Origin of the sequence: Bacillus sp. FJAT-49736, from assembly GCF_018343615.1 — a bacterium.
Lineage (GTDB): Bacteria > Bacillota > Bacilli > Bacillales > Bacillaceae_C > Margalitia.
In genome coordinates this window covers 1,588-24,047 of sequence record NZ_JAGYPI010000002.1, presented here as the reverse complement: position 1 = coordinate 24,047, position 22,460 = coordinate 1,588, and the positions used below count along the sequence as shown (strand labels likewise).

Annotated in this window: 29 protein-coding genes and 1 tRNA gene; 21 read left to right on the top strand and 9 right to left on the bottom strand. The window is 35.6% G+C overall.

What is annotated here, in order from left to right; genetic code table 11:
* The first annotated feature begins 4 nt into the window (after window positions 1–4).
* The 3 genes from KHA87_RS11735 (at window position 5) to KHA87_RS11725 (ending at window position 1,518) form a co-directional block, all read left to right on the top strand.
* Window positions 5–133, top strand: a complete 129-nt coding sequence (locus tag KHA87_RS11735; protein ID WP_213094359.1) for a YuiA family protein — start codon at window positions 5–7, stop codon at window positions 131–133.
* 134 nt (window positions 134–267) lie between these two features.
* Window positions 268–603 carry a YuiB family protein gene (locus KHA87_RS11730; protein WP_213094358.1) on the top strand — a complete coding sequence of 112 codons (336 nt, stop codon included), beginning with the start codon at window positions 268–270 and terminating at the stop codon, window positions 601–603.
* Window positions 604–801: 198 nt separating this feature from the next.
* Entirely contained in the window at window positions 802–1,518 is a 717-nt protein-coding gene (locus KHA87_RS11725) for a 3D domain-containing protein (RefSeq protein ID WP_213095145.1), read from the top strand.
* 24 nt (window positions 1,519–1,542) lie between these two features.
* Here the strand turns inward: KHA87_RS11725 and KHA87_RS11720 are convergent, their stop codons facing one another.
* Complete coding sequence (locus KHA87_RS11720) at window positions 1,543–2,331, bottom strand: cobalamin-binding protein (RefSeq protein ID WP_213094357.1); 789 nt, start codon at window positions 2,329–2,331, stop codon at window positions 1,543–1,545.
* 123 nt (window positions 2,332–2,454) lie between these two features.
* Here KHA87_RS11720 and KHA87_RS11715 point away from each other — a divergent pair, with 123 nt between their 5' ends.
* Window positions 2,455–3,954, top strand: a complete 1,500-nt coding sequence (locus KHA87_RS11715; protein ID WP_213094356.1) for a leucyl aminopeptidase — start codon at window positions 2,455–2,457, stop codon at window positions 3,952–3,954.
* A gap of 298 nt (window positions 3,955–4,252) precedes the next feature.
* A complete protein-coding gene (locus tag KHA87_RS11710; RefSeq protein ID WP_213094355.1) occupies window positions 4,253–4,453 on the top strand; it encodes a hypothetical protein in 201 nt (66 codons plus the stop codon).
* Between the two features lie 207 nt (window positions 4,454–4,660).
* Here the strand turns inward: KHA87_RS11710 and KHA87_RS11705 are convergent, their stop codons facing one another.
* Window positions 4,661–5,023, bottom strand: coding sequence for a YuzC family spore coat inner layer protein (locus KHA87_RS11705; protein ID WP_213094354.1), 363 nt, complete (start codon window positions 5,021–5,023; stop codon window positions 4,661–4,663).
* 129 nt (window positions 5,024–5,152) lie between these two features.
* On the opposite strand from KHA87_RS11705, the gene KHA87_RS11700 reads away from it, so the two are divergent.
* Window positions 5,153–5,539, top strand: coding sequence for a hotdog fold thioesterase (locus tag KHA87_RS11700; RefSeq protein WP_213094353.1), 387 nt, complete (start codon window positions 5,153–5,155; stop codon window positions 5,537–5,539).
* 66 nt (window positions 5,540–5,605) lie between these two features.
* Here the strand turns inward: KHA87_RS11700 and kapB are convergent, their stop codons facing one another.
* Window positions 5,606–5,995, bottom strand: coding sequence for a kinase-associated lipoprotein KapB (gene kapB / locus KHA87_RS11695; RefSeq protein ID WP_213094352.1), 390 nt, complete (start codon window positions 5,993–5,995; stop codon window positions 5,606–5,608).
* A 154-nt stretch (window positions 5,996–6,149) separates the two neighbouring features.
* Here kapB and KHA87_RS11690 point away from each other — a divergent pair, with 154 nt between their 5' ends.
* The 3 genes from KHA87_RS11690 to KHA87_RS11680 all read left to right on the top strand — a co-directional run bounded on the left by KHA87_RS11690 (window position 6,150) and on the right by KHA87_RS11680 (window position 7,678).
* Entirely contained in the window at window positions 6,150–6,752 is a 603-nt protein-coding gene (locus KHA87_RS11690; protein WP_213094351.1) for a peptidylprolyl isomerase, read from the top strand.
* Between the two features lie 148 nt (window positions 6,753–6,900).
* Window positions 6,901–7,110 carry a hypothetical protein gene (locus KHA87_RS11685; RefSeq protein WP_213094350.1) on the top strand — a complete coding sequence of 70 codons (210 nt, stop codon included), beginning with the start codon at window positions 6,901–6,903 and terminating at the stop codon, window positions 7,108–7,110.
* 310 nt (window positions 7,111–7,420) lie between these two features.
* Window positions 7,421–7,678, top strand: coding sequence for a DUF1871 family protein (locus KHA87_RS11680; RefSeq protein WP_249310423.1), 258 nt, complete (start codon window positions 7,421–7,423; stop codon window positions 7,676–7,678).
* A gap of 212 nt (window positions 7,679–7,890) precedes the next feature.
* Here KHA87_RS11680 and KHA87_RS11675 read toward each other — a convergent pair whose 3' ends face one another.
* Window positions 7,891–8,091 carry a helix-turn-helix domain-containing protein gene (locus tag KHA87_RS11675; RefSeq protein ID WP_213094349.1) on the bottom strand — a complete coding sequence of 67 codons (201 nt, stop codon included), beginning with the start codon at window positions 8,089–8,091 and terminating at the stop codon, window positions 7,891–7,893.
* Window positions 8,092–8,312: 221 nt separating this feature from the next.
* On the opposite strand from KHA87_RS11675, the gene yugI reads away from it, so the two are divergent.
* Window positions 8,313–8,705 (top strand): S1 domain-containing post-transcriptional regulator GSP13, encoded by a 393-nt coding sequence (gene yugI / locus KHA87_RS11670; RefSeq protein ID WP_213094348.1) that lies wholly within the window; start codon window positions 8,313–8,315, stop codon window positions 8,703–8,705.
* Between the two features lie 23 nt (window positions 8,706–8,728).
* Here yugI and KHA87_RS11665 read toward each other — a convergent pair whose 3' ends face one another.
* A complete protein-coding gene (locus KHA87_RS11665; protein ID WP_213094347.1) occupies window positions 8,729–10,075 on the bottom strand; it encodes a sigma 54-interacting transcriptional regulator in 1,347 nt (448 codons plus the stop codon).
* Between the two features lie 85 nt (window positions 10,076–10,160).
* Here KHA87_RS11665 and KHA87_RS11660 point away from each other — a divergent pair, with 85 nt between their 5' ends.
* The 3 genes from KHA87_RS11660 to KHA87_RS11650 all read left to right on the top strand — a co-directional run bounded on the left by KHA87_RS11660 (window position 10,161) and on the right by KHA87_RS11650 (window position 13,156).
* Window positions 10,161–10,565 (top strand): aldehyde dehydrogenase family protein, encoded by a 405-nt coding sequence (locus KHA87_RS11660; RefSeq protein ID WP_283249443.1) that lies wholly within the window; start codon window positions 10,161–10,163, stop codon window positions 10,563–10,565.
* Between the two features lie 97 nt (window positions 10,566–10,662).
* Entirely contained in the window at window positions 10,663–11,862 is a 1,200-nt protein-coding gene (locus KHA87_RS11655; protein WP_213094346.1) for an ornithine--oxo-acid transaminase, read from the top strand.
* Window positions 11,863–11,911: 49 nt separating this feature from the next.
* A complete protein-coding gene (locus tag KHA87_RS11650; RefSeq protein WP_213094345.1) occupies window positions 11,912–13,156 on the top strand; it encodes a Glu/Leu/Phe/Val family dehydrogenase in 1,245 nt (414 codons plus the stop codon).
* 67 nt (window positions 13,157–13,223) lie between these two features.
* On the opposite strand, the gene KHA87_RS11645 is transcribed toward KHA87_RS11650, so the two are convergent.
* A complete protein-coding gene (locus KHA87_RS11645) occupies window positions 13,224–13,451 on the bottom strand; it encodes a DUF378 domain-containing protein (RefSeq protein WP_213094344.1) in 228 nt (75 codons plus the stop codon).
* Between the two features lie 152 nt (window positions 13,452–13,603).
* Here KHA87_RS11645 and KHA87_RS11640 point away from each other — a divergent pair, with 152 nt between their 5' ends.
* Both KHA87_RS11640 and KHA87_RS11635 read left to right on the top strand, forming a co-directional pair.
* Window positions 13,604–14,953 (top strand): glucose-6-phosphate isomerase, encoded by a 1,350-nt coding sequence (locus KHA87_RS11640; protein ID WP_213094343.1) that lies wholly within the window; start codon window positions 13,604–13,606, stop codon window positions 14,951–14,953.
* A gap of 64 nt (window positions 14,954–15,017) precedes the next feature.
* Window positions 15,018–15,419, top strand: coding sequence for a YugN-like family protein (locus KHA87_RS11635; RefSeq protein ID WP_213094342.1), 402 nt, complete (start codon window positions 15,018–15,020; stop codon window positions 15,417–15,419).
* Window positions 15,420–15,422: 3 nt separating this feature from the next.
* On the opposite strand, the gene KHA87_RS11630 is transcribed toward KHA87_RS11635, so the two are convergent.
* On the bottom strand, window positions 15,423–16,415 hold the full coding sequence (locus KHA87_RS11630) for a potassium channel family protein (RefSeq protein WP_213094341.1): 993 nt from the start codon (window positions 16,413–16,415) through the stop codon (window positions 15,423–15,425).
* Between the two features lie 116 nt (window positions 16,416–16,531).
* Between KHA87_RS11630 and KHA87_RS11625 the strand changes: the two genes are divergently transcribed.
* The 5 genes from KHA87_RS11625 (at window position 16,532) to KHA87_RS11605 (ending at window position 20,056) form a co-directional block, all read left to right on the top strand.
* A tRNA-Ala gene (locus KHA87_RS11625) sits at window positions 16,532–16,604 on the top strand.
* Window positions 16,605–16,986: 382 nt separating this feature from the next.
* On the top strand, window positions 16,987–17,385 hold the full coding sequence (locus KHA87_RS11620; protein WP_213094340.1) for a hypothetical protein: 399 nt from the start codon (window positions 16,987–16,989) through the stop codon (window positions 17,383–17,385).
* 393 nt (window positions 17,386–17,778) lie between these two features.
* On the top strand, window positions 17,779–18,477 hold the full coding sequence (locus tag KHA87_RS11615) for a DsbA family protein (RefSeq protein WP_213094339.1): 699 nt from the start codon (window positions 17,779–17,781) through the stop codon (window positions 18,475–18,477).
* Between the two features lie 2 nt (window positions 18,478–18,479).
* Entirely contained in the window at window positions 18,480–18,878 is a 399-nt protein-coding gene (locus KHA87_RS11610; RefSeq protein WP_213094338.1) for a disulfide oxidoreductase, read from the top strand.
* Window positions 18,879–19,081: 203 nt separating this feature from the next.
* Entirely contained in the window at window positions 19,082–20,056 is a 975-nt protein-coding gene (locus KHA87_RS11605) for a C40 family peptidase (protein ID WP_213094337.1), read from the top strand.
* A 37-nt stretch (window positions 20,057–20,093) separates the two neighbouring features.
* Here KHA87_RS11605 and KHA87_RS11600 read toward each other — a convergent pair whose 3' ends face one another.
* Window positions 20,094–20,783 (bottom strand): MgtC/SapB family protein, encoded by a 690-nt coding sequence (locus tag KHA87_RS11600; RefSeq protein ID WP_213094336.1) that lies wholly within the window; start codon window positions 20,781–20,783, stop codon window positions 20,094–20,096.
* A gap of 123 nt (window positions 20,784–20,906) precedes the next feature.
* On the opposite strand from KHA87_RS11600, the gene KHA87_RS11595 reads away from it, so the two are divergent.
* Entirely contained in the window at window positions 20,907–21,797 is an 891-nt protein-coding gene (locus tag KHA87_RS11595; protein WP_213094335.1) for a DMT family transporter, read from the top strand.
* Between the two features lie 28 nt (window positions 21,798–21,825).
* On the opposite strand, the gene KHA87_RS11590 is transcribed toward KHA87_RS11595, so the two are convergent.
* Window positions 21,826–21,993 (bottom strand): hypothetical protein, encoded by a 168-nt coding sequence (locus KHA87_RS11590; RefSeq protein ID WP_213094334.1) that lies wholly within the window; start codon window positions 21,991–21,993, stop codon window positions 21,826–21,828.
* Window positions 21,994–22,460 lie beyond the last annotated feature (467 nt).

Sequence of the window (22,460 nt, the reverse complement as noted above, 5' to 3'; positions counted from 1 at the left end):
GTAAATGACAAGAAAAACTTCAGCTTCCAATAACAATAATTGTACTTACTGCTCAGGAAAAGGATATTTTCAGCTATTACTTGGCGGTTCAGAAACATGTCCATGCTGCAGCGGTACAGGTAAAAAGAACTAAATAAGCTTTTAAAACAAAGATGCCTTGTTGTACCCTTTTTGTTCTGGAATTGTTCAAATCTTCTTCATTGACTCCTATCGATCCTTTTTAGTACACTTAATTTTAGTGTTTAATGGACGTAGGAGGTGTTTTGAATGTGGCTGACGGGGCAAATGACTATTCCGGTATTAATTATATCGATGCTATTATTTTTCATCTTATTTTTTGGTATAGGATTTATTTTAAATATGCTTTTAAGAATGACATGGTTAATGGCAATAATTTACCCAATTATTGCATTATTAATTATTGATGATGTTCGATTTATCGATTATTTCACAGATACAAGCAGAGCTTTTCATAAACTAGGTGATAAATTATCATTACTCCATGCTCCCGATATTATTATATTAATTTGTGGGTTACTTGGTGCCATTGTTGCTGGTATTACGATGAAAACATTACGTAAAAAAGGATATCGAATGTTTTAAAGCCTCTACTCTTTGTAGAGGCTTTTTTTTATTCTTTAAAAAGGTGTGAGACAGTCTTAAAATATGGTGTTACAAGCTTATCTGTTGATTTTCTACTATTTTTACTCATTTGAATTTTAAGTTTTTTTCTCTCTCCATGAATATTTTAAAAAAGATTGGGAAAGTAATAGATTTGGGAGGAGTGAAAAAACAATGAATATGAATAAAACGTTGAAACGATTATTGATGAGTTTGCTTTTTTGTATTGCAGTAGTTACTACCTTTCAAACACTTTCCGGAATTAAGGCGAAGGCGGCTGAATTGGATTTAGTATCAGAAAATATCTCAGGTGATCATGATTTTGTGGATGACAATAGTACTTATCACAATAATAGCTATAAATCTTTAGATATCTCTTTAAAATCTTTAAAGCATATGGATAGCATAAAGACTCAAATTTCTTCAAGTACGTCTATAAAGGGGACCACTCCGAAATTAGAGGATGCGTTTAATTGGTCGCAATATCCAAAAGTGACCGTAACAGCTACTGGTTATACAGCTGGCGTAGAATCTACAGGGAAATATGCTAATGATCCGGATTATGGTATTACTTATTCGGGAGTAAAGGTAAAAAGGGACTTGTATTCCACTATAGCCGCTGACTTAAATGTATTCCCAATAGGGACCATTCTTTTTATCCCTGGTTACGGATATGGTGTCGTTGCGGACAAGGGTGGTGCCATTCAAGGGAACAAATTAGATTTATATTATGAAACAGTTGCGGATGTCTATCAGCAATGGGGGAAAAAGACACTCGAAGTCTATGTTGTCCAAAAGGGCGAGGGCAGTCTGTCGGAAAAGGAACTGACCGCGTTAAATGATAATAAAAAAATGCAGGTATTCCGTCAACAATATGTGAAAATGAAGAAACAGTAAAAGCGCAGAATACTGCGCTTTTGTTTATTTATCCTTACCAAAAATATGCGGGTGAAGAATCTTTCCAAGTTTATCAATACCGTTTAGCAAGCGCGGGGAAGGTCGGCAATATAAAGCTTCCTCCAGCACTAAAATTTTATTTTGTTGAACAGCTTTCATGTTTGACCAATTGGGTCTCTGCTTAACAAGCTTAGGATTTACCCGTTTTTCTTGTATACCAACCCATGCTAGGCATATGTAATCCGGATCGCGCTCGAGAACATCATCCCAGTCGGTTTGAACACTAGCCTTTTCTATATCTGCAAATATATTTTCTCCACCAGCGTATCGACTCACTTCGGTAAGCCAATTTATTCTTCCTGGTGTAAAGACCGGTTTCGGCCACCATTCCCAATACAAGGAGGGAGGGTTTGGAATTTGTGAGGAAGCTTTCTCATATTTTAAGAGCCTCTCCAAAAATTGTTCTGAAGCATCATTGCCTTTTTTTGCTTGCCCAATGGCTTCACCAACTCTGATTAAGTCATCTGCAATATCCTGGAGGCTTTGCGGGTTTAAAACGATGTGTGGTATTCCACGTTCCGATAATTTTTCGATATTTTTTTCCATACCCGGAACACTCAGGGACGCTAGAACGAGATCAGGCATAAGATTCTCTAAGTCGTCCATTCTAATCGATAAATCAGGCCCAAGCATTGGCAAGGATTGAATACTAGCCGGCCAATCAGAAAAATCGTCCACGCCTACAAGCATAGAAAGAGAGTCTAAATAAGCCAAAAGTTCGGTATTACTTGGACAAATAGAAATAATCCTCATTGGACACCTCGTTTTGTTGCATTTATGAATATTTTATCATAACGGGTAAATGATTCTGACAAATATATTTTCACATTCGAAATAATTCTTATATTCCATTATAATATAAAGGGGGTGATAAGGATGTTTTTAATTGAAAGCAATAATCCTTTTAAAAATGAACAGGAATGCATCATTATCGGGCTAAAGGACCAGCCTGAAAAGTTTTCTGGTATGCTTTCAGAATTGGATCTAGCATTGGAAGGTCAATTAACAGAGCTTGTTAAATCTGGTGATATTTCCGCCAAGCTTAAGGAAGTTTCTAAAGTACATACTCTTGGGAAAGTTCCTGCAAAACGGCTATTCTTTGTCGGATTAGGAAAAGAAAAGAAAATAACCTTCCAAGAACTAAAAGAAGCTTTTGGAAAGACTTTTAAACAGGTTCATTCATCAGGTGTTCATATGGTTGCTGTTGCATTAGATACTTTTGTGGGAGAAACTTTTTCACATGAGGATGCTGCTCATGCATTAAGTGAGGCTTTAGCATTAGCAACATATAAGTTTGATGGCTATAAGGAAAAGTCCAATGAACCCGAAAAAAATATTGAAAAAGTAGTTGTATATTCTAGCTATGATTCGGGAGAAGTAGAAGCTGCCCTTTCCGTTGGCTATGCATATGGTAAAGCAACTAATTCTGCACGTACATTAGTGAACTTGCCTGGGAATATGCTGACTGCAACAGATTTAGCAAATTATGCAGCAGAACTTGGTAAGAAGTATGAATTTGAAGTGGAAATTTTAGAAAAAGAGGACATGGAAAAGCTTGGTATGGGAGCTCTATTAGCTGTCAACAAAGGTTCTGTGGAGCCTCCAAAAATGATTGTCCTGAAATATCAAGGAAAAGAAGATTGGACAGATGTAATTGGCCTAGTAGGAAAAGGTATTACCTTTGATACTGGAGGCTACTCATTAAAAACAAAAGCAGGTATCGTTGGAATGAAAACAGATATGGGTGGAGCTGCAGCTGTATTAGGAGCAATGGAGGTAATTGGGGAATTGCGTCCGGAACAAAATGTTGTTGCAGTTATTCCATCCACGGATAATATGATCAGCGGTTCTGCATTTAAACCAGATGATGTTATAACGTCTATGAATGGAAAAACTATCGAAGTATTGAATACAGATGCAGAAGGCCGCTTAGCGTTAGCGGATGCCGTTACTTATGCGAAACACCATGGTGCAAGCTATTTAGTGGACGTTGCTACATTAACAGGTGGTGTTATTACAGCACTAGGCTTGGATAAATCAGGTGCGATGACTAACAATGAAGCATTTTATGAGCAAGTATTAGAAGCATCGTTTGAAGCGGGTGAATTTATTTGGCTGCTTCCATATACAGAAAATGATAAGAAACGAATTCGAAGCAGTAAAATTGCCGATCTAAATAACTCTCCAGGTAGTGAAGGTCATGCCATTATGGGCGGGGGATTTGTTGGTGAATTCGCCGAGGATACTCCATGGGTACATTTGGATATAGCAGGAACTGCTACAACAAGTAAAGAACATGAATTAGGACCTTCTGGCGCAACCGGTGTTATGGTACGTACATTGGCACTGCTTGTAGAACGATTTGAAACATTATAAGAAGAAATTAGGAAGCCTTTCGTTTTTGGCTTCCTTTTCTTATGAGTTATTGAGTCTTTGTATTGTTTAGTGTAAGTAGCCAGCGACTAGCAGTTTTCTACGTTTTCGAAAGGTCGGGGATTGACTCGTCCCTTGGTCAAGTTTCCTACAGGCGCCAATGGAGAAATTACACTGCCAATTTCACTCATCTATAGCTAGAGCTGTGGCGCTTTTGCTTTTCTGCTATGCTTGTGCCCAGTCCATTTTTGTGACAAAAGCATATAGTGTAGGGACAGGAGAAAGAAGGAGGTAACCTATTTTGAACTATTATCATCATGCACCTGTTCCCTATCAAAATCGGCAATTTCCATTTCTAATTGGTGCACCGCTAATTGGTGGATTTGTTGGAGGATTGCTTGGCAGTGCCCTAATTAGACCACGACCGCCGATATATGGCGGGTACCCTTATCCCGGAGGCTATCCGTATCCACCTTATGGAGGGTATGGACCATATTATTAAAGGCTGTTTTCGTATATTGTTATATATATTCTAATATAGTCTTAGCTCGGGGCATCTTTTCTTAAGAAACTTATTCATTCATAATCAATCATCATGACTTTATTAAGATTTTTGTTTGAAATAGCAACAAGGTTTAAGAAAAGAGCTTTATTAAAATAAAGCAAGTATTACCAGAGAGAGAAAAAGTCTCTGTTGGATACTTGCTTTTTACATCCATCTAACACGCAATTCAACATGACAGCAATCAGAAGGGTCGTTTTTCGGTGTTAAGATAAGGATGAGCCCACTTGGATTAAAACGAATCTCGGATTTACTTTTAATACCTGTTTCTGAAATCATTTTTTTGACTTCATTTATTTTAGAATGCTGAGCTGCATCCATTAATTTTTTGGCAAATGCTTCTGTGGTTGAAATATGACGCATTAAAGCTTGTGCATCCTTTATTAGCGGGTCCATTTTCCTCGCAGAATTCATAAACATTTTAGGATCTACTGGAAGGTATTGACGAAGAGGATAACAATATTTGGGGTAAGGAGGATAGTGATAATAATATGGTGGATACCTTCTCATCCATTCATCCCTTTCTTATGAGTAAGTCATCTTTAAACAGTATGTGGAAAATCAATAATTATGAAAAGGATTTTTAAGTTATTTCTTGAATATGTAATAATGAGCTAATACAAGAGAGGAGGCAGCAAGGTGGACGTTAAAAATACTTTAATTGAAGCACTTGGAATTGAAATGATTGAGTTACAGGAAGGCAAGGTAGTTGCAACAATGCCGGTTAATGAGAATACACGTCAGCCATTTGGCTATTTACATGGGGGAGCATCTGTAGCGTTAGCGGAAACCGTGGCGAGTGTTGGGGCTGCAAATTTAATAGATCTGGAGACAGAAATCTGCTTTGGATTAGAAATTAACGCTAATCATATTCGCTCCAAACGTGATGGGAAAGTAACGGCTGTTGCTGAAGTGGTACATAAGGGGAAAAGCACTCAAGTTTGGCAAATTCAAATTAAAGATGAGGAAGAGAATTTAATTTGTTTATCTAGATGTACGATGGCTGTAGTACCTAAGAAGAAGTAAAAAAGGAAAACAATCTGTTTCTAAATAGATTGTTTTCCTTTTTATTTAGAAAGATGGTATTGGTGATTACCAATTTATCGAATACATCGCTGCATATTCCTTTTGAATACTATTTAAGCACTCGATGCTTTTTCGATTAAATGCATTCTCTTCCGAATTTAATTCTCCATAGAGCTTATGAAAAGCATCTTGTAATGACTCACTATAATCCGGTACATCCCCCTCATAAGGCTTAACCATTTTCAACGGGATATTAGTTTGCTCACGATATGCCAATGCTTTTCTTTCGTGAAAAAAAGCTACTTCTGTTTCCTTCGGATGATGCAGATCACCTTGCATTGGATGCTTTAATACAGCCAAGGTTTTAACTAAATATCGATCAGAATAGCATGCTGTAATTTCTCCAACATATTTTCCTGTTTTATTAAAAAAGGTGACAATTTGTCCTATTTCCATGAGTAATCTCCTCCACTCTGCACTGGTAAATATATTCATTATTATGAAGAAGTTTAAAAAAAAAGCAAAGAAAAGGTATGGATGCTTGGCTTAACGGCAAAATTCTAGTAAAGTAAGGAAGAGTAATGACATACAAATAAAGGAGATTGAACCGATGACAGAACAATATACATATCCGCAATTAACGAATGAAGTGTTGGAAAATGAAAAGCTTGTTGAAATGAAGACCAATATGGGGACTATTAAAATTAAGTTATTCCCTGAGCATGCACCAAAAACAGTCGAAAATTTTGTTACACATAGTGAAAACGGCTATTATGAGGGCATTATTTTCCATCGCGTCATTAATGGCTTTATGATCCAAGGCGGGGATCCTTCTGGAAATGGTACAGGTGGCCAAAGTATCTACGGAGAAGCTTTCGAGGATGAATTTTCTAAAGAGCTATTCAATTTGCGCGGAGCATTGTCCATGGCTAATGCAGGTCCTAACACAAACGGAAGTCAATTTTTTATCGTTCAAAGCAAACAAATGGATCCTAGCATGAAGGCACAGCTAGTACAAGCTGGATACCCAGAAGAGATTGTGAATACTTATACAGAAAACGGCGGCACTCCTTGGCTTGATTTCCGCCATACTGTGTTTGGTCATGTAATTGAGGGGATGGATGTAGTAGATAAAATTGCGTCCGTTTCAACAAAAATGCATGATAAACCGGAAGAAGACGTTGTTATTGAAAAAATAACTGTATTAAAATAAAGAGCTGCTAAAATGCAGCTCTTTATTTTGTAAAAAAGTTGTCAATCACCGCTATTGGTTTTCAATATGGGAAATTGATATAATAAAAGCAATGGTTATGATATAATATTATGCTCCATAAATTTATTTGATCGAAAGGGAGATTTTCATGCTTAACCCTTTACATGCAATGGTTTTAAATTTGTTCCTATATTTCCCGGAGGATAAAAGAGAATATATCCCGGCATTTATTTCATTATCTATTTTTGCCATTTTAGCTGTGATTACCTTTATCGTTATTTTAAAGGTTAATAAAAAACAATTATCAAAAGCAAATGAAATGGAAGAAAAGATTCGCAGAAATATGGAAAACAAATAATAAGCAAAGGCCAACATTACTATAAGTTTTGTTGGTCTCTTTTTATATAAGGCTCGTTTTAAACTTTGTTGCTTTTTTAAACAAAATTCTTAGTAATGGCCCATTTCTGTAATGAAGAAAAACTTCTTTAGAAAAAAGCACCGAGCAATGACTATAATAAGATTTGTTACAAAATTATATTCTATACAAAAACTGCCATATCTATAATTGTCCACAAGTGGGACTACACAAGTGATACAAGGAACCACATAGACTTAGTGCCAGGCTTCACTAGTGTGGTAGAATGAACCTGGGTGATGTTAAAGTGAATATGCAAGAGATGAATTGGAAGCTAAGGGTTTCCCTCCAGGATTGGGATCCTTTTGGCTATGGCTCGGATGCTTATGAGACAGAAATTGTGGATGTGATTCAAGTGGTGCATGAAATTGGGGATGATGTTCAAGCTTTAGCAAAGAGCATTCAAACTATTTATGAATTTTCTTATGAGGAAGTTATACCACTAGACAGCTGCATGAATATAGCTAACACATTAATATCCATACAGCAGCAAGCATCATGTGAGCTTTAAAATAATAAAGGGCGAAATGAATTCGTCCTTTTTTTCTAAAAAAAAAGGACGAGGCAAGCTTGTCTCGTCAAAAAATAAATAAAAAGGGGGAATACTAGTGTAGTTTTAGCCCAACTGTATTGAGCCTCCACTATCAGAAAGCCTTGTGGTATAAGGATAACCAATTTTCAATAATAATAAACTAGGTAAAGAAAAAATTATTCCTGATATTATTAATCTTCACCGGATAATGATGATGCCGGTACATCTAAAATAGTAGAAAGCTTAAAGATGGTATCTGTATTTGGAACCTGTTCTCCGGATTCGTATTTTTCAATCACCGCTGTTCCTAATCTTGCCTTTAACGCTAATTCCTCTTGGGACATATTTCTTTGTTCACGGTAAAATCTAAGATTTTCTGCAAAAGAAGCCAATTGTACATTCCTCCTAATGAAAGCATTTTCCTATATTGTACCACAATAATATAATTGCCATTTATTTAGCATTTTGAATTTTTTGTATCAAATATGCGGTTTAATTGAATATAGTATTCGAATGTGGATAAGCTTATTTTTGCTTCAATAAGGCTGTTATGATATAATTTTTTATTGCGTATATACAGGAGAAAAATATTAATATTATTAGGAGTGGTTCCATGACAACAAATTATGAAATTGGATCAGTTATAACTGGAAAGGTAGCGGGAATTCAGCCTTACGGAGCGTTTATTGCACTAGATGGAGAAACTCAAGGATTAGTTCATATTTCTGAAATTAAGCACGGCTTTGTGAAAGATATTCATGATCATTTAAAGGTTGGCGATGAAGTGAAGGTAAAAGTTCTTTCTGTTGATGAAGAAAGCGGAAAAATCAGCCTTTCAATCCGTGCAACAGAGGAAGCTCCTAAAGCGGCTCAACCGGCTGCAAAACCTCGTCGCCGTCAAATTAGCGTAAAAACAGAGGAACCAACTGAGGGCTTTAATACCCTAAAAGAAAAATTACAAGAATGGATTTCTCAATCAGAACGGGAAGATTTAATCAAAAAATAAAAGTAAAGCCACTGGCTTTACTTTTATTTTTTTGCAATACCATGCTTGCGTAGCCGATATTGAAGGTTTTGCCTGCTCATTTGCAAGGAGTTTGCTGTTTTTGTAATATTGTAATCATGAAATTGCAATGCCTTTTGTATATAATAAATTTCTGCCTCCTGTAAATAATCCTCCAAAGGTTTTATTTCTTTATCCTTATGAAATAAAAACTCATTCTCCTCCGCTGTCTTATGGTTGAAATTGGCAGGTAAATGATGAGAGTCAATGAAATCCTCATCTCTCATTAATTTCATCGTGTTTTCAATGATATGCTCTAATTCTTTCATATTGCCTGGCCAGTCATACTCTTTAAGCTCATATAGCACTTCTTTTGAAACTGATCTTACATTCATCTGAAATCTTTCATTATATTTTTTTATTAAAACCTTCACCATTTCCGGAATGTCCTTTTTGCGATCTCTCAATGGCGGAATGACAATCGATGATTGACTGAAAAAATAAAAAAGCTCTTTTAAGAACTTGCCTTCCCCAATGGCGTTAATAGGATCATCACTTATGCTGCCAATGATCCTAACGTTTGTCGGCCTTTCCACCCTCTCACCAAGTCGCATTACTTTTTTATTTTTCAAAGAAGATAGCAATCTTGTTTGTATTTCTATCGGAAGGAAGTGGATTTCCTCCAGCAAAAGAGTACCTCCATCAGCAATTTCCAATATACCAGCTTGATCCTTATCGCCAAATAATAATTTTTCCATATAGACATCTGAAAGCTCTGCACAATTTTGGGAATAAAAATTTCCTTCTAATGCACTATTGTAATGGATGCATTGGGCAATAATATTTTTGAATGTTCCATGCTCCCCAATGACTAATAGTGGGGAAGACATTGTGGAAGCTTGTTTTGCTACAACCAATACATCTTGAGGGAACCATTTATTGGCTTCTACTTGCTCAAAGGTATAAGCGTCCGATTCGCTTTTTATAAACTTGCTGCTGTCGAGAATTCTTTCAAGCTTTGTGACATCACGGACAATTTCTACTGCACCTATCGTTCCACCCTCATTTGTAAGAGGATAGGAGTTATGAACTGTGTTAATTTCCATGCCTTTATTGTTAAAATACTTTTGCTTGTAATTAAGGATAGATTCACCAGATTTCAAAATTTTCATCAGTGTACTTTCTTCATCTTGAAAAAATTGAAATACGTCCAGGATATTTTTGTCAAGAACATCCTCTATGTCCATGCCTTCTATTTCCATCATTTTCTTATTGTAAATAACGGTTTTACCATCTTTATCTACTGCATGAACCCCCACATCTAAATAATCTAGAATGATTTTATAAATTGCCAATAAGGTTTCATTATCCATTTGAAACCACCCCTGAAATTTTTTATAAAAAAGACTTGAATTATGCAACGTATTTTTGCATTATTATATTGTAAGGGTTTTCTAAATGCAAATATTTTTTGCACTTGGTTATGAGATTCTTTTTAGAAAGTTACGTTATAACGTAGAAAGCAGCTACTTCATACAGCCAACCATTTTTGCTGATCTTGATCCTAATTCTCGATTAATGCAAGAAGAAATATTTGGACCTGTTGTTGCATTCTCAAAAGCAAAAGACTTCACACATGCAATTGAAATTGCAAATAATACGGAATACGGATTGACAGGCGCAGTCATCACCTCAAACAGAAATCATATGGAGCAAGCTCGCGAAGACTTCCATGTCGGTAACTTATATTTTAAACGCGGCTGTACAGGTGCAATTGTTGGTTACCAACCATCTGGCGGCTTTAATATGTCTGGAACCGATTCTAAAGCAGGCGGGCCTGATTATTTAGCTCTTCATATGTAAGGTAAGACTACATCTGAAATGCTGTAATCGCAAAAAAAATTCAATTCTGGCCATCTTGCGTGGAAGGCCACCTAATATTTGATTGGAGGATATTATAATGGAAACTATTACTAAATCAGCGAAACTGATAGAACAAACAGAAAACTATGGAGCACATAATTATCATCCACTACCAGTTGTTATTTCTGAAGCAGAAGGTGTTTGGGTCAAGGATCCTGAGGGTAATAAGTATATGGATATGTTAAGTGCTTATTCAGCTGTCAATCAAGGACATCGCCATCCAAAAATTATTAAAGCACTTAAAGAGCAAGCAGACCGTGTGACATTAACTTCACGTGCATTCCATAGCGACCAGCTAGGACCTTGGTATGAAAAGGTATCTAAGCTGACAAATAAGGATATGGTATTGCCAATGAATACTGGCGCTGAAGCGGTAGAAACTGCTGTTAAAGCAGCACGTCGCTGGGCATATGATGTAAAAGGTGTAGCTCCTGACCAAGCAGAAATTATCGGCTGCGAAGGAAATTTCCACGGACGTACGATGACAGCGGTATCTCTTTCATCAGACGAGGAATATAAAAGAGGATTCGGTCCAATGTTGCCTGGAATTAAATTAATTCCTTATGGTGATATTGAAGCGTTAAAAAAGGCAATAACTCCAAATACAGCAGCATTTTTAATTGAACCAATCCAAGGAGAAGCTGGTATAGTGATTCCAACGGAAGGATTCCTAAAAGCTGCTTATGAACTATGTAAGGAAAATAACGTGTTGTTTATAGCAGACGAAATTCAATCAGGATTATGCCGTTCCGGAAAATTATTTGCTTGTGACTGGGAAGAGGTTACTCCGGATATGTATATTTTAGGTAAAGCACTTGGAGGCGGTGTTTTCCCAATTTCATGTGTAGTAGCAAATAAAGATATTCTTGGTGTATTCAATCCTGGATCACATGGTTCTACTTTTGGAGGAAATCCACTTGCATGTGCTGTATCCATTGCGGCATTAGATGTATTAATAGATGAAAAGCTTGCAGACCGTTCCCATGAGCTTGGCGATTACTTTATGAATAAGCTTAAAGAAATTAATAACCCAATGATTCAAGAAGTTCGCGGAAGGGGATTATTTATTGGGGTTGTTTTAAATGAACCTGCAAGGAAATATTGTGAAGAATTAAAACAAGAAGGCCTATTATGTAAAGAGACACATGAAAATGTTATTCGTTTTGCTCCACCACTAGTAATTTCTAAGGAAGATTTGGATTGGGCAATTGAACGTATTAAAAAAGTTCTTTCTTAATGTTACAATACAAGCGTCACACGATTAATCAAATAAAGAGGCGAAATCGATGGAAGAGAATCTAAATTTATTTACATCAACACAAGCAATTATTCAAGAGGCACTCTCAAAATTAGGTTTTAATGATGAAATGTATGAACTCCTAAAAGAGCCATTACGTGTATTGAAGGTAAGGATACCTGTTAGAATGGATGATGGAACAGTAAAAGTTTTTACTGGTTATCGTTCACAGCATAATGATGCTGTTGGACCAACCAAAGGAGGGGTACGTTTCCATCCTGAAGTCAATGAGGATGAAGTGAAGGCATTATCTATGTGGATGACCCTAAAATGCGGAATAGTTGGACTCCCATATGGTGGTGGAAAAGGTGGAATTGAGTGCGACCCAAGAACTATGTCCATGAATGAAATTGAACGTCTTAGTCGCGGTTATGTTCGGGCAATCAGTCAAATTGTTGGACCAACAAAAGATATTCCTGCTCCGGATGTATATACAAATTCACAGATTATGGCATGGATGATGGATGAATACAGCCGATTGCGTGAAAATGATTCGCCAGGATTTATTACGGGGAAACCGCTTGTATTAGGTGGTTCGGAAGGACGTGAGAAGGCTACCGCTCAAGGTGTTACCATTTGCATCGAAGAGGCAGCTAAAAAAAGAGGAATTAACTTAAAAGGTGCACGCATCGTTATACAAGGCTTTGGTAATGCTGGCAGCTTCCTTGCGAAATTCCTTCATGATTCCGGTGCAAAAGTAATTGGTATCTCCGATGCATATGGAGCTTTACATGATCCTGATGGGTTAGATATCGATTATTTGCTTGATCGTCGTGATAGCTTTGGTACAGTAACAACGTTGTTCGAAAATACCATTACAAATAAAGAGCTTCTTGAGCTTGATTGTGATATTTTAGTACCTGCAGCCATATCCAACCAGATTACGGCTGACAATGCTCATAATGTTAAAGCATCTATTATTGTAGAGGCTGCAAACGGACCTACTACTATGGAAGCTACAAAAATTTTAACAGATAATGGCGTGCTATTAGTACCTGATGTACTGGCTAGTGCTGGTGGTGTAACCGTTTCTTATTTTGAATGGGTGCAAAATAATCAAGGGTATTATTGGTCAGAGGATGAAGTGAATGAAAAGCTTCAGAAAAAATTAGTGGAATCATTCAATAATGTATATTCAACTGCAGAGGCACGCAATATTAATATGCGTTTAGCAGCATATATGGTTGGTCTTCGAAATACGGCAGAAGCTTCTAAATTTAGAGGTTGGGTATAAGAGAATATAAAAAAGTATTTAAAAAAGAAAAGCAACTCTTCTATGAAGAGTTGCTTTTCTTTTTTTTTTAACGGGTTGTTCTTGCCTCAGACCGTTCCAGCTCCGGATTAGGTTTGAATAGTAATCCAAGATTAATAAGGCCGGCAATTCCAACAATTCCATATATGATTCTCGTTAACGCACTGGCATGTCCAAAAATGGCAGCTACTAAATCAAATTGAAAAAATCCGATGAGACCCCAGTTAATTGCGCCAATAATAGTAAACACTAATGCGATTCTTTGTACGGCACTCATCCGTTTTCCTCCTTTTTTTAATGGTTCACTATTAGCATGCATTACTTCATGAAAATTATTCATACTAACGAATATGATTAAAAGAATATAACTTGAAAAACAAATTTTCTTTCGTTACAGTGAAAAAGTGAGATGGAAAAGGAGGAATAAAAATGAAACATATCCGCTTCGACTATTCAAAGGCATTATCTTTTTTCGGTGAACACGAACTTACATATTTAAAAGATGCTGTGAAAACAGCTCATCATTCTTTACATGATAAAACTGGTGCAGGGAATGACTTTTTGGGGTGGATTGATCTGCCTGTAAACTATGATAAAGGAGAATTCGAGCGTATTAATCAAGCAGCAGCTAAAATAAAGAGTAATTCAGATGTCTTGCTCGTCATCGGTATTGGTGGTTCCTATTTAGGGGCAAGAGCGGCAATCGAGATGCTCAATCATAGCTTTTACAACGCACTTTCCGCGGAAAAACGGCAATCCCCACAAATTATATTCTTGGGGAATAATATAAGCTCTACTTATATGAGAGATGTAATGGACCTTTTACAAAATAAAGATTTTTCTATTAATGTTATATCTAAGTCTGGGACAACAACTGAACCAGCAATTGCTTTTAGGATTTTCAAGAATCTGCTGCAAGAAAAATATGGAACTCAAGAAGCGAAAAACCGTATTTATGCAACCACTGACAAAACGAGGGGAGCTCTTAAAACGCTCGCGGATGAAGAAGGCTATGAAACCTTTGTAATTCCGGATGATGTTGGCGGAAGATACTCTGTGTTAACGGCCGTTGGGTTATTGCCTATTGCGGTAAGCGGTGCAAATATTGAAGAAATCATGAACGGGGCAGCACAAGCAAGAAATGATTTCAGTGTAGAGGAACTGGATAAGAACCAAGCTTATCAATATGCTGCAGTTAGAAATATTCTCTATAATAAAGGAAAAACAATCGAAATGCTTATTAACTATGAACCGGGATTGCAATATTTTTCTGAATGGTGGAAGCAGTTATTTGGAGAAAGTGAAGGAAAGGACCAAAAAGGGATATTTCCTTCTTCCGCTAATTTTTCAACAGACCTTCATTCATTAGGACAATACATTCAAGAGGGACGCCGTGATTTATTTGAAACAGTTATTAAAGTTTCTAAACCACGCCATGAACTTTCTATTGAAGAAGAAAAGAATGACCTTGATGGGCTAAATTATCTTGCAGGACAAACAGTTGATTTTGTTAATAATAAAGCCTTTGAAGGAACGCTTTTAGCTCATACGGATGGAGGAGTTCCGAATTTAATTGTGGAAATACCGAAACTGGATGCATATACCTTCGGATATCTTGTCTATTTCTTTGAAAAGGCTTGTGCTATCAGCGGATATTTATTAGGAGTAAATCCATTTGACCAACCGGGAGTCGAAGCATATAAAGTAAATATGTTTGCATTACTCGGCAAACCAGGATTTGAAGAGAAGAAAGCTGAATTAGAAAAAAGATTAATGTAGAAAAATAAGAATAGTAAAGTCATTCCTTTGGAAAGCTATGAAAAACAAAGGAGTGGCTTTTTTTATGTATAAAATTCCATCAAAAATAGAAGGAAAACAATATGAATTGTATAAATTGGAGCAACTATTAAAGCCAATAGGCTATTCCATAGGTGGAGGATGGGATTATGACCAGGGTTATTTTGATTTTAAAATGGCAGATGATGATGGGTATCAATTTTTAAGAGTGCCATTCAAGCCGATAGAAGGTGCTTTAGATTCTGATGGAACCATTGTAGAATTAGAAACCCCATTTATTTTGACTCATGTCTATCAAAATGATCTCGATGATTATACAAGTTCAGGAAATGTATCTGCATCCTTTAACCAGTTTCAAGAACCGAAAGAGGAAGATGCAGATACCCCCAAAAAGTATATTGATTTTGGTAAGGAACTAGTTCGTGAGTTAGAGCAAATATTGCAATGAATGCTAATTAGAAATGACGAGCAGTTGATCGAAAGAGTGTATTCGGAAATCCATGGGGGGATTGATAATTGTTTCCTCTCCCCTCTTTACTCCTATCAATAGCTTTCTATTCTTTTTTAATAGCATACTAACTGCCTCGAAGCTTTTTTCACTCCAAGCATCGTCCACTGATATAAACTTTAAATGATTCCCTTGTATATGATCTAGCATCATTAAGATTGTTTCAGACATTCCATGTGAGATTAATGAGTTCATCATTATGTAGCTTGATTGAGCATTTGTTTGAATAACTTCATCTGCACCTGCTCGTTTTGCATTGATGACGTTTTCGTTCATCAAAATTTCTACTACACAGTAAATTTCAGGATGAAATCCCTTAACTGCCAGTAAGATTAGAATAGAGCCCATATCTGCATGAGATTCATTTTCGTTTTGATCGGCTGTTATTAAAATATATTTTGCTTTTTGCAAATTTGCTCGCTGCAAGGTCTCATCTACAGATGCTTTACCTTTTATAAAATGCACTTGATGTGTGGGATAAGGGTTTTGCTCAAGTGTATCATCGATTAAAACTATGGATTGATGCTGGTCTAAGTGAAACCATTGATCGATAACATTTTTAGAACGGCCATTCCATCCTACTATAATAATATGATTTTTCCCTTTAAACATTTTTGTTCCTTTCATAGCAGCATTTTGCATGCGAATAGTCGTTGCCGCAATAGAAGCAAAATAGGCAGAAACGACACCAGCACCGGTTAGGACAAGCAAAATTCCTATAATCCTTCCCTTTACTGTTACAGGATATACATCTCCATACCCAACAGTTGCAGTAGTAATAACAGCCCACCAAATTCCTGTGAAAATAGTTGGGAAATGTTTTGGTTCAACATAATGAATGATAATCCCGAACGAAATGATCAAACCAAATATAAGAAGCAGCAGCTTTATGATAATTGGCCAGCGAAGAAAGCGAAAATAGATATGCTGAAGCATATAATCAGCTCCTTACATCCATTATTTCCTCTTTAAGAAAGCTATATAACTATTTCGCAAAATTACACTTGAAGTTTTGGGAAAAGCTACTATAATTTAAAATAAGATTATATAAAGGGGCATTAGCTCAGCTGGGAGAGTGCTTGCATGGCATGCAAGAGGTCAGGGGTTCAATCCCCCTATGCTCCATACATTTTCTAACGACATTGTTTCTCGTAAAAACGAGGGAGAGTGTCGTTTTTTTTGTGTGTATTTGGAACTTTGTTGGATGTATGTGATGCTTGGAACGTACAGACAATCCGTTATCTGTGACAAAATGGGAGTTTTCCTAGGTCAGGTGGACAGTTAATGGAATAAGTAACCACCACTTCTGGTAATAATGTTCTTTTTGTGATGGGGATTCTATCAGTTTGCGGTTGTAGTATCTTAAAATTTTGTATGCCCGCAAAAGTTCTGCAACTTGTCTAACTCTAAAGTAAGTATCTCTTTTTATCCTGGCAGATTCATTTTCCGTCATATATAACCCCTTATTCCCATATGATGAATTATCTAAGATTATGGGGGAAATGAAATGAATACAAAAAAAGAAAATGTATTAACGGAAGAAATGGTGGCTAAATATTTCGAATTAAATCAGCAAAAAAAGGACATTGAAAATAAAATGGAAGAATACAAGAAGGCGTTTCATCTTTATTTTGACACAAATGTTGGTCTCCTAACAAAAGGACAAGTTAAAATTGGAAACTATAAATTGCAAAGGATGATTAGAAAAACGGAGAAGTATGATGAAGAGCAAACGGTTAAGCGATTGGAAGATCTTAACTTCAGTGATTTAATTCAAATTGTAAAACGCCCAGATGAAGAAAAAATAAAATCTGCAATCCAATTGGGACTCTTAAAAGAGAACGATTTAGAAGAATGTTTAAAGGTATATTCATCTCCTGCTATATCGGTAAAACTGGATAAGTAATAAGGGAATGGGATCACTATAGTGGTCCCATTTATTTTTCTGGGGTCCGTTATTGAAAGTATTGTTTTTTGTAATTTGTATTAAATTCTAATTCTGACTTGGCTAAGGGTATCGTTTCTATAGATTCATTGTTAACTTGGAATAAGATGTTTATGAGATTCTCGAAATAAAATAGTACAAGAATAGAGCCTTTCTAAAAGCTTGACTATATCTACTTATTTATATAGAGTAACTAACTGAAAGTAACTTTCGGAAAAACGAATGGATGTGGCAATTTGAAGAAATCTATCCATTGAATTACACCTTCGTTATCCAAATATAGTATGATTTGATAGAGAAGACTTACACTTATTAATTATAGAGGTGTCCTAATAATATCTTTGAGGTGAAATAATGGCAAAGCAAATGACCAAATCAAAAACCACTAACAATTCTTCGAGGAATTTCTTCTTTTGGGTAGTTGGCCTTGTGGTGATCTGTATAATTGGATTGGTTCTACTAACGAAATTAACTGGTAAAGATAATGTTGAATTCGACTTTGACTATAAAAATCAGCCATATGTAGGAAAAAGCGATGCCCCGGTAAATATCGTAGAGTTTGGCGATTATAAATGTCCTGTTTGTAAAAATTTCACAGAAAACGTGTATCCGGAAACTATCAAAAAATTAGTTGATACCGGAAAAGTTAAATTTTACTTTTTTCACTATCCATTTATCAATAAAGATTCTACACGTGCAGCTCTTTTCTCCGAAGCAGTTTATGGGGAGCTAGGAAATGATGCTTTTTGGAAATTTCATGAATTGTTATACAGCAAGCAACCGGAAGATAAAAAATACGAGCTCATCGATGTTTATACTGACTCTTTCTTACAAAAAACATTAAAGGAAATTGTTAGTGATAAAGATGTCCAAAAGGTTGAAACGGCTATTAAGGAAAATCGATATGCTAATGCTTTGAATAAAGATCAGGAATATGTAGAAAAATTAAAAATCGATTCAACTCCAACCTTTTTTATAAACGGAAAAAAATTCACTGGACAAACGTATGATGATCTAATCAAAACAGTTAATAATGCAGCAAAGGGGAAATAAAGATGAATAAGGCTTTAGGCTTTGCTTGGATAACGGCGATTATAGCTATGCTTGGAAGCTTATATTTTAGTGAGGTTATGAAGTTTATTCCTTGCACCCTTTGCTGGTATCAACGCATCCTTATGTACCCATTAGTGTTTATTTTAGGTGTTGCTGTGTTTAATCATGACACGAAGGTTTATAAGTATGTATTGCCACTTTCAATTATTGGAATGTTCGTTTCTATCTATCACTACAGTATACAAAAAATACCGTTTATGAAGGAAATTCAAGTTTGTACGAGTGGTGTCCCGTGTTCTGGTCAATATATTAATTGGCTTGGCTTTATAACTATTCCTTTATTAGCGTTTATTGCATTTACCTTTATCACAATTGCAATGGTTAAAATTCGTAAAAATTAGCATGGAAAAAGCGAGTCTAAATGGCTCGCTTTTTTATTTTGTTTTAAATTCATGATTCAAAATTAAGACCTTCTGTTTAGCTGATAAAGGAGGGGGTGGAACAAACGTCCAAAATCTCCAATAATTTAACATTTAAAACATCTATACCCTTATATTAGAATTTTATTACACAGCTAGATAAAACAACTAAAAGAGGTGTTGGAATGAAAAGAAAATTATTTTCAGCAATTGGAACAACAGGTTTGCTTTTATCCATTTATAGTGGGGCAGCACATGCTAGTGAAAAACAATATATTGTTCAATCTGGTGATACCTTGTGGAAGATTGCCCAAAATAATCAAATTACTGTTCAAGATTTAACAGCTTGGAATAATTTATCCTCTAATATTATTCACTTTGGTCAAAAGTTATTGGTTTCGCCCCCTCAGGTACAAAAGAAGGATGTAAGTTATACCGTTAATCCAGGAGATTGTCTTTCCAGCATTGCGAAAAAGTATAATATAACTGTTTCTGACTTAAAATCTGCTAATCATTTAACCTCCGATATTATTAAAGTTGGACAAGTGCTAAATATTCAGGCAGCATCACAAGTGAACAGTAATTCAGGAAATTCTATTCAAACAAATGATAAGATAAAACCAGTATCATATAATGTTAAATCTGGAGACAGTCTATCCTTAATTGCCAAAAACAATAATATGTCTGTATCTGATTTGAAAACAATCAATGGATTAACCTCAGACACTATCTATGTTGGCCAAGTTTTAAAGTTGTCAACTGAAAAAGTCGAAGCAACAGCAGTTACAACAAATGTGAAGACATACAATGTTGATGCCCTAATTACAGAGGCGAAAAAATATATAGGGGTTCCATATCTTTGGGGAGGGAGCGCTCCATCCGGCTTTGACTGCTCCGGGTTTATAAACTATGTATTTAATAAACAAGGTATTTCGATTCCTAGAACTGTCAAATCAATATGGGATGATACAAAAACTGTTTCAAGTCCTGAAAAAGGTGATATTGTGTTTTTTGAAACTGCTTCTGGGCCATCTCATGCAGGAATATACATCGGAAATAATCAATTTATTCATGCGAGCTCATCTAGTGGTGTCATGATAAGTGATTTAAAAAATGTATATTGGAAACCAATTTATTTAGGTGTCAAAAGAGTTTATTAGATTAATTGAAAAAAGGCGGCTCCGTTTGGGGCCGCTATTAAATTTCGATATCTGTGCTAATAACATCTTTTATATCTGATATTTCAGTATAGATTTCAGAAACAGGCTTCCTATAACCGACTAACGCCTTAAGCTCGATTAAATGACCTTTATCCAGTAAATCTCTTATTCTTATGCTTTCTAATGTAATTTGCATCGTTTCTAAATTAGAAATAACGCTATCAATATTTTCTTTATGCTGAACAATAATTTTAATTTGAATATCCTTTTGGCTTAATTGCTTTAAACCGACTTTTCTGAGAAAAGCAGGAATGATTTCCACACTAATCATTAATAAAACAACACCAGCTATAGCTTCTAAGTAAAATGAAGCCCCTACGGCAATCCCAATCGCCCCAGCTCCCCAAATCATTGCTGAGGTTGTCAGTCCTGTAATATTATCATTACCCTTTTTTAAAATAACTCCCGCACCAAGAAAACCGATTCCTGAGACGATCTGTGCAGCAAGTCGAAGAGGATCCATATTGACTGGTACGTTATGGAATTTTGGGAATGTATAGGCAGATTGGATTGATACAATGGTTAATAAACAACTTGTAATCGAAATGACAAGACTAGTTTTCAACCCTGCAGGCTTCCTTTTTAATTCCCTCTCCAAGCCAATAATTAGTCCGAGTATTGCTGAAATTCCTAATTTTAATAGTATCTGGTTATCTATTAATTCCAATATAGTGAACCCCTTTTATTTTGTATATTATTTTTATAAATCAGATGGAATTTGCAGTGAAAAGGGTTTAAAATGGTGTAAGTCATTTTAACACATCTAAAAATGCTGTAAAAGGAGAAAATAATGAAAACTACAAAAATACAATCATACATCGCGTTAATGGTTGGAGTTATTGCTGTCTCCACTTCTGCTATTCTAGTAAAATTATCATCCGCAGATGCAGGAGTAATTGCATTCTATCGATTATTTTTCACTGTTCTTTTAATGCTTCCGCTTTTTCTAATTAAAAATGTAAAAGAGCTTCGTTTTATTTCTGTAGGTGACTGGATTAAATCTATTTTTGCCGGGGTGTTTTTAGCATTTCATTTTATTTTATGGTTTGAATCACTGAATCTTACATCTGTAGCCAGTTCCACTGTTCTTGTTACCCTTCAACCTCTATTTGCTTTCGTGGGAACCTTTTTTATTTTCAAGGAATCTTTTTCTTTGAAATCCATTATTAGCGGGATAGTTGCAGTAATCGGAAGCTTTATTATAAGCTGGGGGGATTTCGCTATTAATGGAAAAGCACTAATGGGTGACTTAATTGCACTCGCAGCGTGTGCGCTCATAACAGGATATTTATTAATAGGACAAAATATTAGAAAAAGACTTTCCTTAATGACCTATACTTTTATTGTATATGGGATAAGCTCTATTGTTCTTTTTATATACGTTGTAATAAAGCAAGAACCGTTTTATCATTTACCATCACAGGACTGGATTTATTTTTTATTGCTTGCTATTTTTCCTACATTATTAGGGCATACAATTTTTAATTGGTGTATAAAATGGATCAGCACATCTACCATTTCAATGGCAATCCTTTTTGAACCTATTGGAGCCGCTATTCTAGCGTATTATATATTTAATGAAAAAATCATTATGACTCAGGTAATAGGCGGTATTATCATAATATTTAGCGTTCTGGTTTTTGTTTTTGATAAATCCCCCCAAAAAGAACTTAATCAATAAATCAACAATTATCTCATGAAAAACGACTTTAAATGAATAAATATGCTATTCCAGAGAATACAAAGGCCATTATGATAGCTAATAAATAATTTATTGGTGATACGGTCTTGTATTCTTTTTTTATTTCGGAGAAAGCATAAAAAAACAAATAAACCGTCATTAATATGGATAATCCGAATGCAAAATTCATTGCCATCTTGAAATACACCTTCCATTTATTATTGGTTTTTGCTAATATATTTGTATATGGGACAAAGTATGAGCATAAGCTGTCTAGATAAAAATTTATCTTAAAATAGTATTGCAATCATATAGTATCCATGGTATATTATTATTCGTCCGATAGAGAAAGTGACTTGAAAGAAAAACTTTTCAAAAACATTCTTTTAAAAAAGTGTTGACAACACTTCGGATAAAATGATATTATATAAAAGTCGCTTCTGAGAGGGAACGACAGATTGATCTTTGAAAACTAAACAGAACAAAACGTCAATGTTTTAAATTTTTTATGAGCTAATCAAACACTTTTTTGGAGAGTTTGATCCTGGCTCAGGACGAACGCTGGCGGCGTGCCTAATACATGCAAGTCGAGCGAATCAGATGGGAGCTTGCTCCCTGATGATTAGCGGCGGACGGGTGAGTAACACGTGGGTAACCTGCCTG

Excerpts from the sequence above, each read along its gene's own strand:
- KHA87_RS11735 (WP_213094359.1), top strand. The coding sequence starts at position 5 with ATGACAAGAAAAACTTCAGCTTCCAATAACAATAATTGTACTTACTGC.
- KHA87_RS11730 (WP_213094358.1), top strand. The coding sequence starts at position 268 with ATGTGGCTGACGGGGCAAATGACTATTCCGGTATTAATTATATCGATG.
- KHA87_RS11725 (WP_213095145.1), top strand. The coding sequence starts at position 802 with ATGAATAAAACGTTGAAACGATTATTGATGAGTTTGCTTTTTTGTATT.
- KHA87_RS11720 (WP_213094357.1), bottom strand. The coding sequence starts at position 2,331 with ATGAGGATTATTTCTATTTGTCCAAGTAATACCGAACTTTTGGCTTAT.
- KHA87_RS11715 (WP_213094356.1), top strand. The coding sequence starts at position 2,455 with ATGTTTTTAATTGAAAGCAATAATCCTTTTAAAAATGAACAGGAATGC.
- KHA87_RS11705 (WP_213094354.1), bottom strand. The coding sequence starts at position 5,023 with ATGAGAAGGTATCCACCATATTATTATCACTATCCTCCTTACCCCAAA.
- kapB (WP_213094352.1), bottom strand. The coding sequence starts at position 5,995 with ATGGAAATAGGACAAATTGTCACCTTTTTTAATAAAACAGGAAAATAT.
- KHA87_RS11690 (WP_213094351.1), top strand. The coding sequence starts at position 6,150 with ATGACAGAACAATATACATATCCGCAATTAACGAATGAAGTGTTGGAA.
- KHA87_RS11685 (WP_213094350.1), top strand. The coding sequence starts at position 6,901 with ATGCTTAACCCTTTACATGCAATGGTTTTAAATTTGTTCCTATATTTC.
- KHA87_RS11680 (WP_249310423.1), top strand. The coding sequence starts at position 7,421 with ATGCAAGAGATGAATTGGAAGCTAAGGGTTTCCCTCCAGGATTGGGAT.
- yugI (WP_213094348.1), top strand. The coding sequence starts at position 8,313 with ATGACAACAAATTATGAAATTGGATCAGTTATAACTGGAAAGGTAGCG.
- KHA87_RS11665 (WP_213094347.1), bottom strand. The coding sequence starts at position 10,075 with ATGGATAATGAAACCTTATTGGCAATTTATAAAATCATTCTAGATTAT.
- KHA87_RS11660 (WP_283249443.1), top strand. The coding sequence starts at position 10,161 with ATGCAAATATTTTTTGCACTTGGTTATGAGATTCTTTTTAGAAAGTTA.
- KHA87_RS11655 (WP_213094346.1), top strand. The coding sequence starts at position 10,663 with ATGGAAACTATTACTAAATCAGCGAAACTGATAGAACAAACAGAAAAC.
- KHA87_RS11650 (WP_213094345.1), top strand. The coding sequence starts at position 11,912 with ATGGAAGAGAATCTAAATTTATTTACATCAACACAAGCAATTATTCAA.
- KHA87_RS11645 (WP_213094344.1), bottom strand. The coding sequence starts at position 13,451 with ATGAGTGCCGTACAAAGAATCGCATTAGTGTTTACTATTATTGGCGCA.
- KHA87_RS11640 (WP_213094343.1), top strand. The coding sequence starts at position 13,604 with ATGAAACATATCCGCTTCGACTATTCAAAGGCATTATCTTTTTTCGGT.
- KHA87_RS11635 (WP_213094342.1), top strand. The coding sequence starts at position 15,018 with ATGTATAAAATTCCATCAAAAATAGAAGGAAAACAATATGAATTGTAT.
- KHA87_RS11630 (WP_213094341.1), bottom strand. The coding sequence starts at position 16,415 with ATGCTTCAGCATATCTATTTTCGCTTTCTTCGCTGGCCAATTATCATA.
- KHA87_RS11620 (WP_213094340.1), top strand. The coding sequence starts at position 16,987 with ATGAATACAAAAAAAGAAAATGTATTAACGGAAGAAATGGTGGCTAAA.
- KHA87_RS11615 (WP_213094339.1), top strand. The coding sequence starts at position 17,779 with ATGGCAAAGCAAATGACCAAATCAAAAACCACTAACAATTCTTCGAGG.
- KHA87_RS11610 (WP_213094338.1), top strand. The coding sequence starts at position 18,480 with ATGAATAAGGCTTTAGGCTTTGCTTGGATAACGGCGATTATAGCTATG.
- KHA87_RS11605 (WP_213094337.1), top strand. The coding sequence starts at position 19,082 with ATGAAAAGAAAATTATTTTCAGCAATTGGAACAACAGGTTTGCTTTTA.
- KHA87_RS11595 (WP_213094335.1), top strand. The coding sequence starts at position 20,907 with ATGAAAACTACAAAAATACAATCATACATCGCGTTAATGGTTGGAGTT.
- KHA87_RS11590 (WP_213094334.1), bottom strand. The coding sequence starts at position 21,993 with ATGGCAATGAATTTTGCATTCGGATTATCCATATTAATGACGGTTTAT.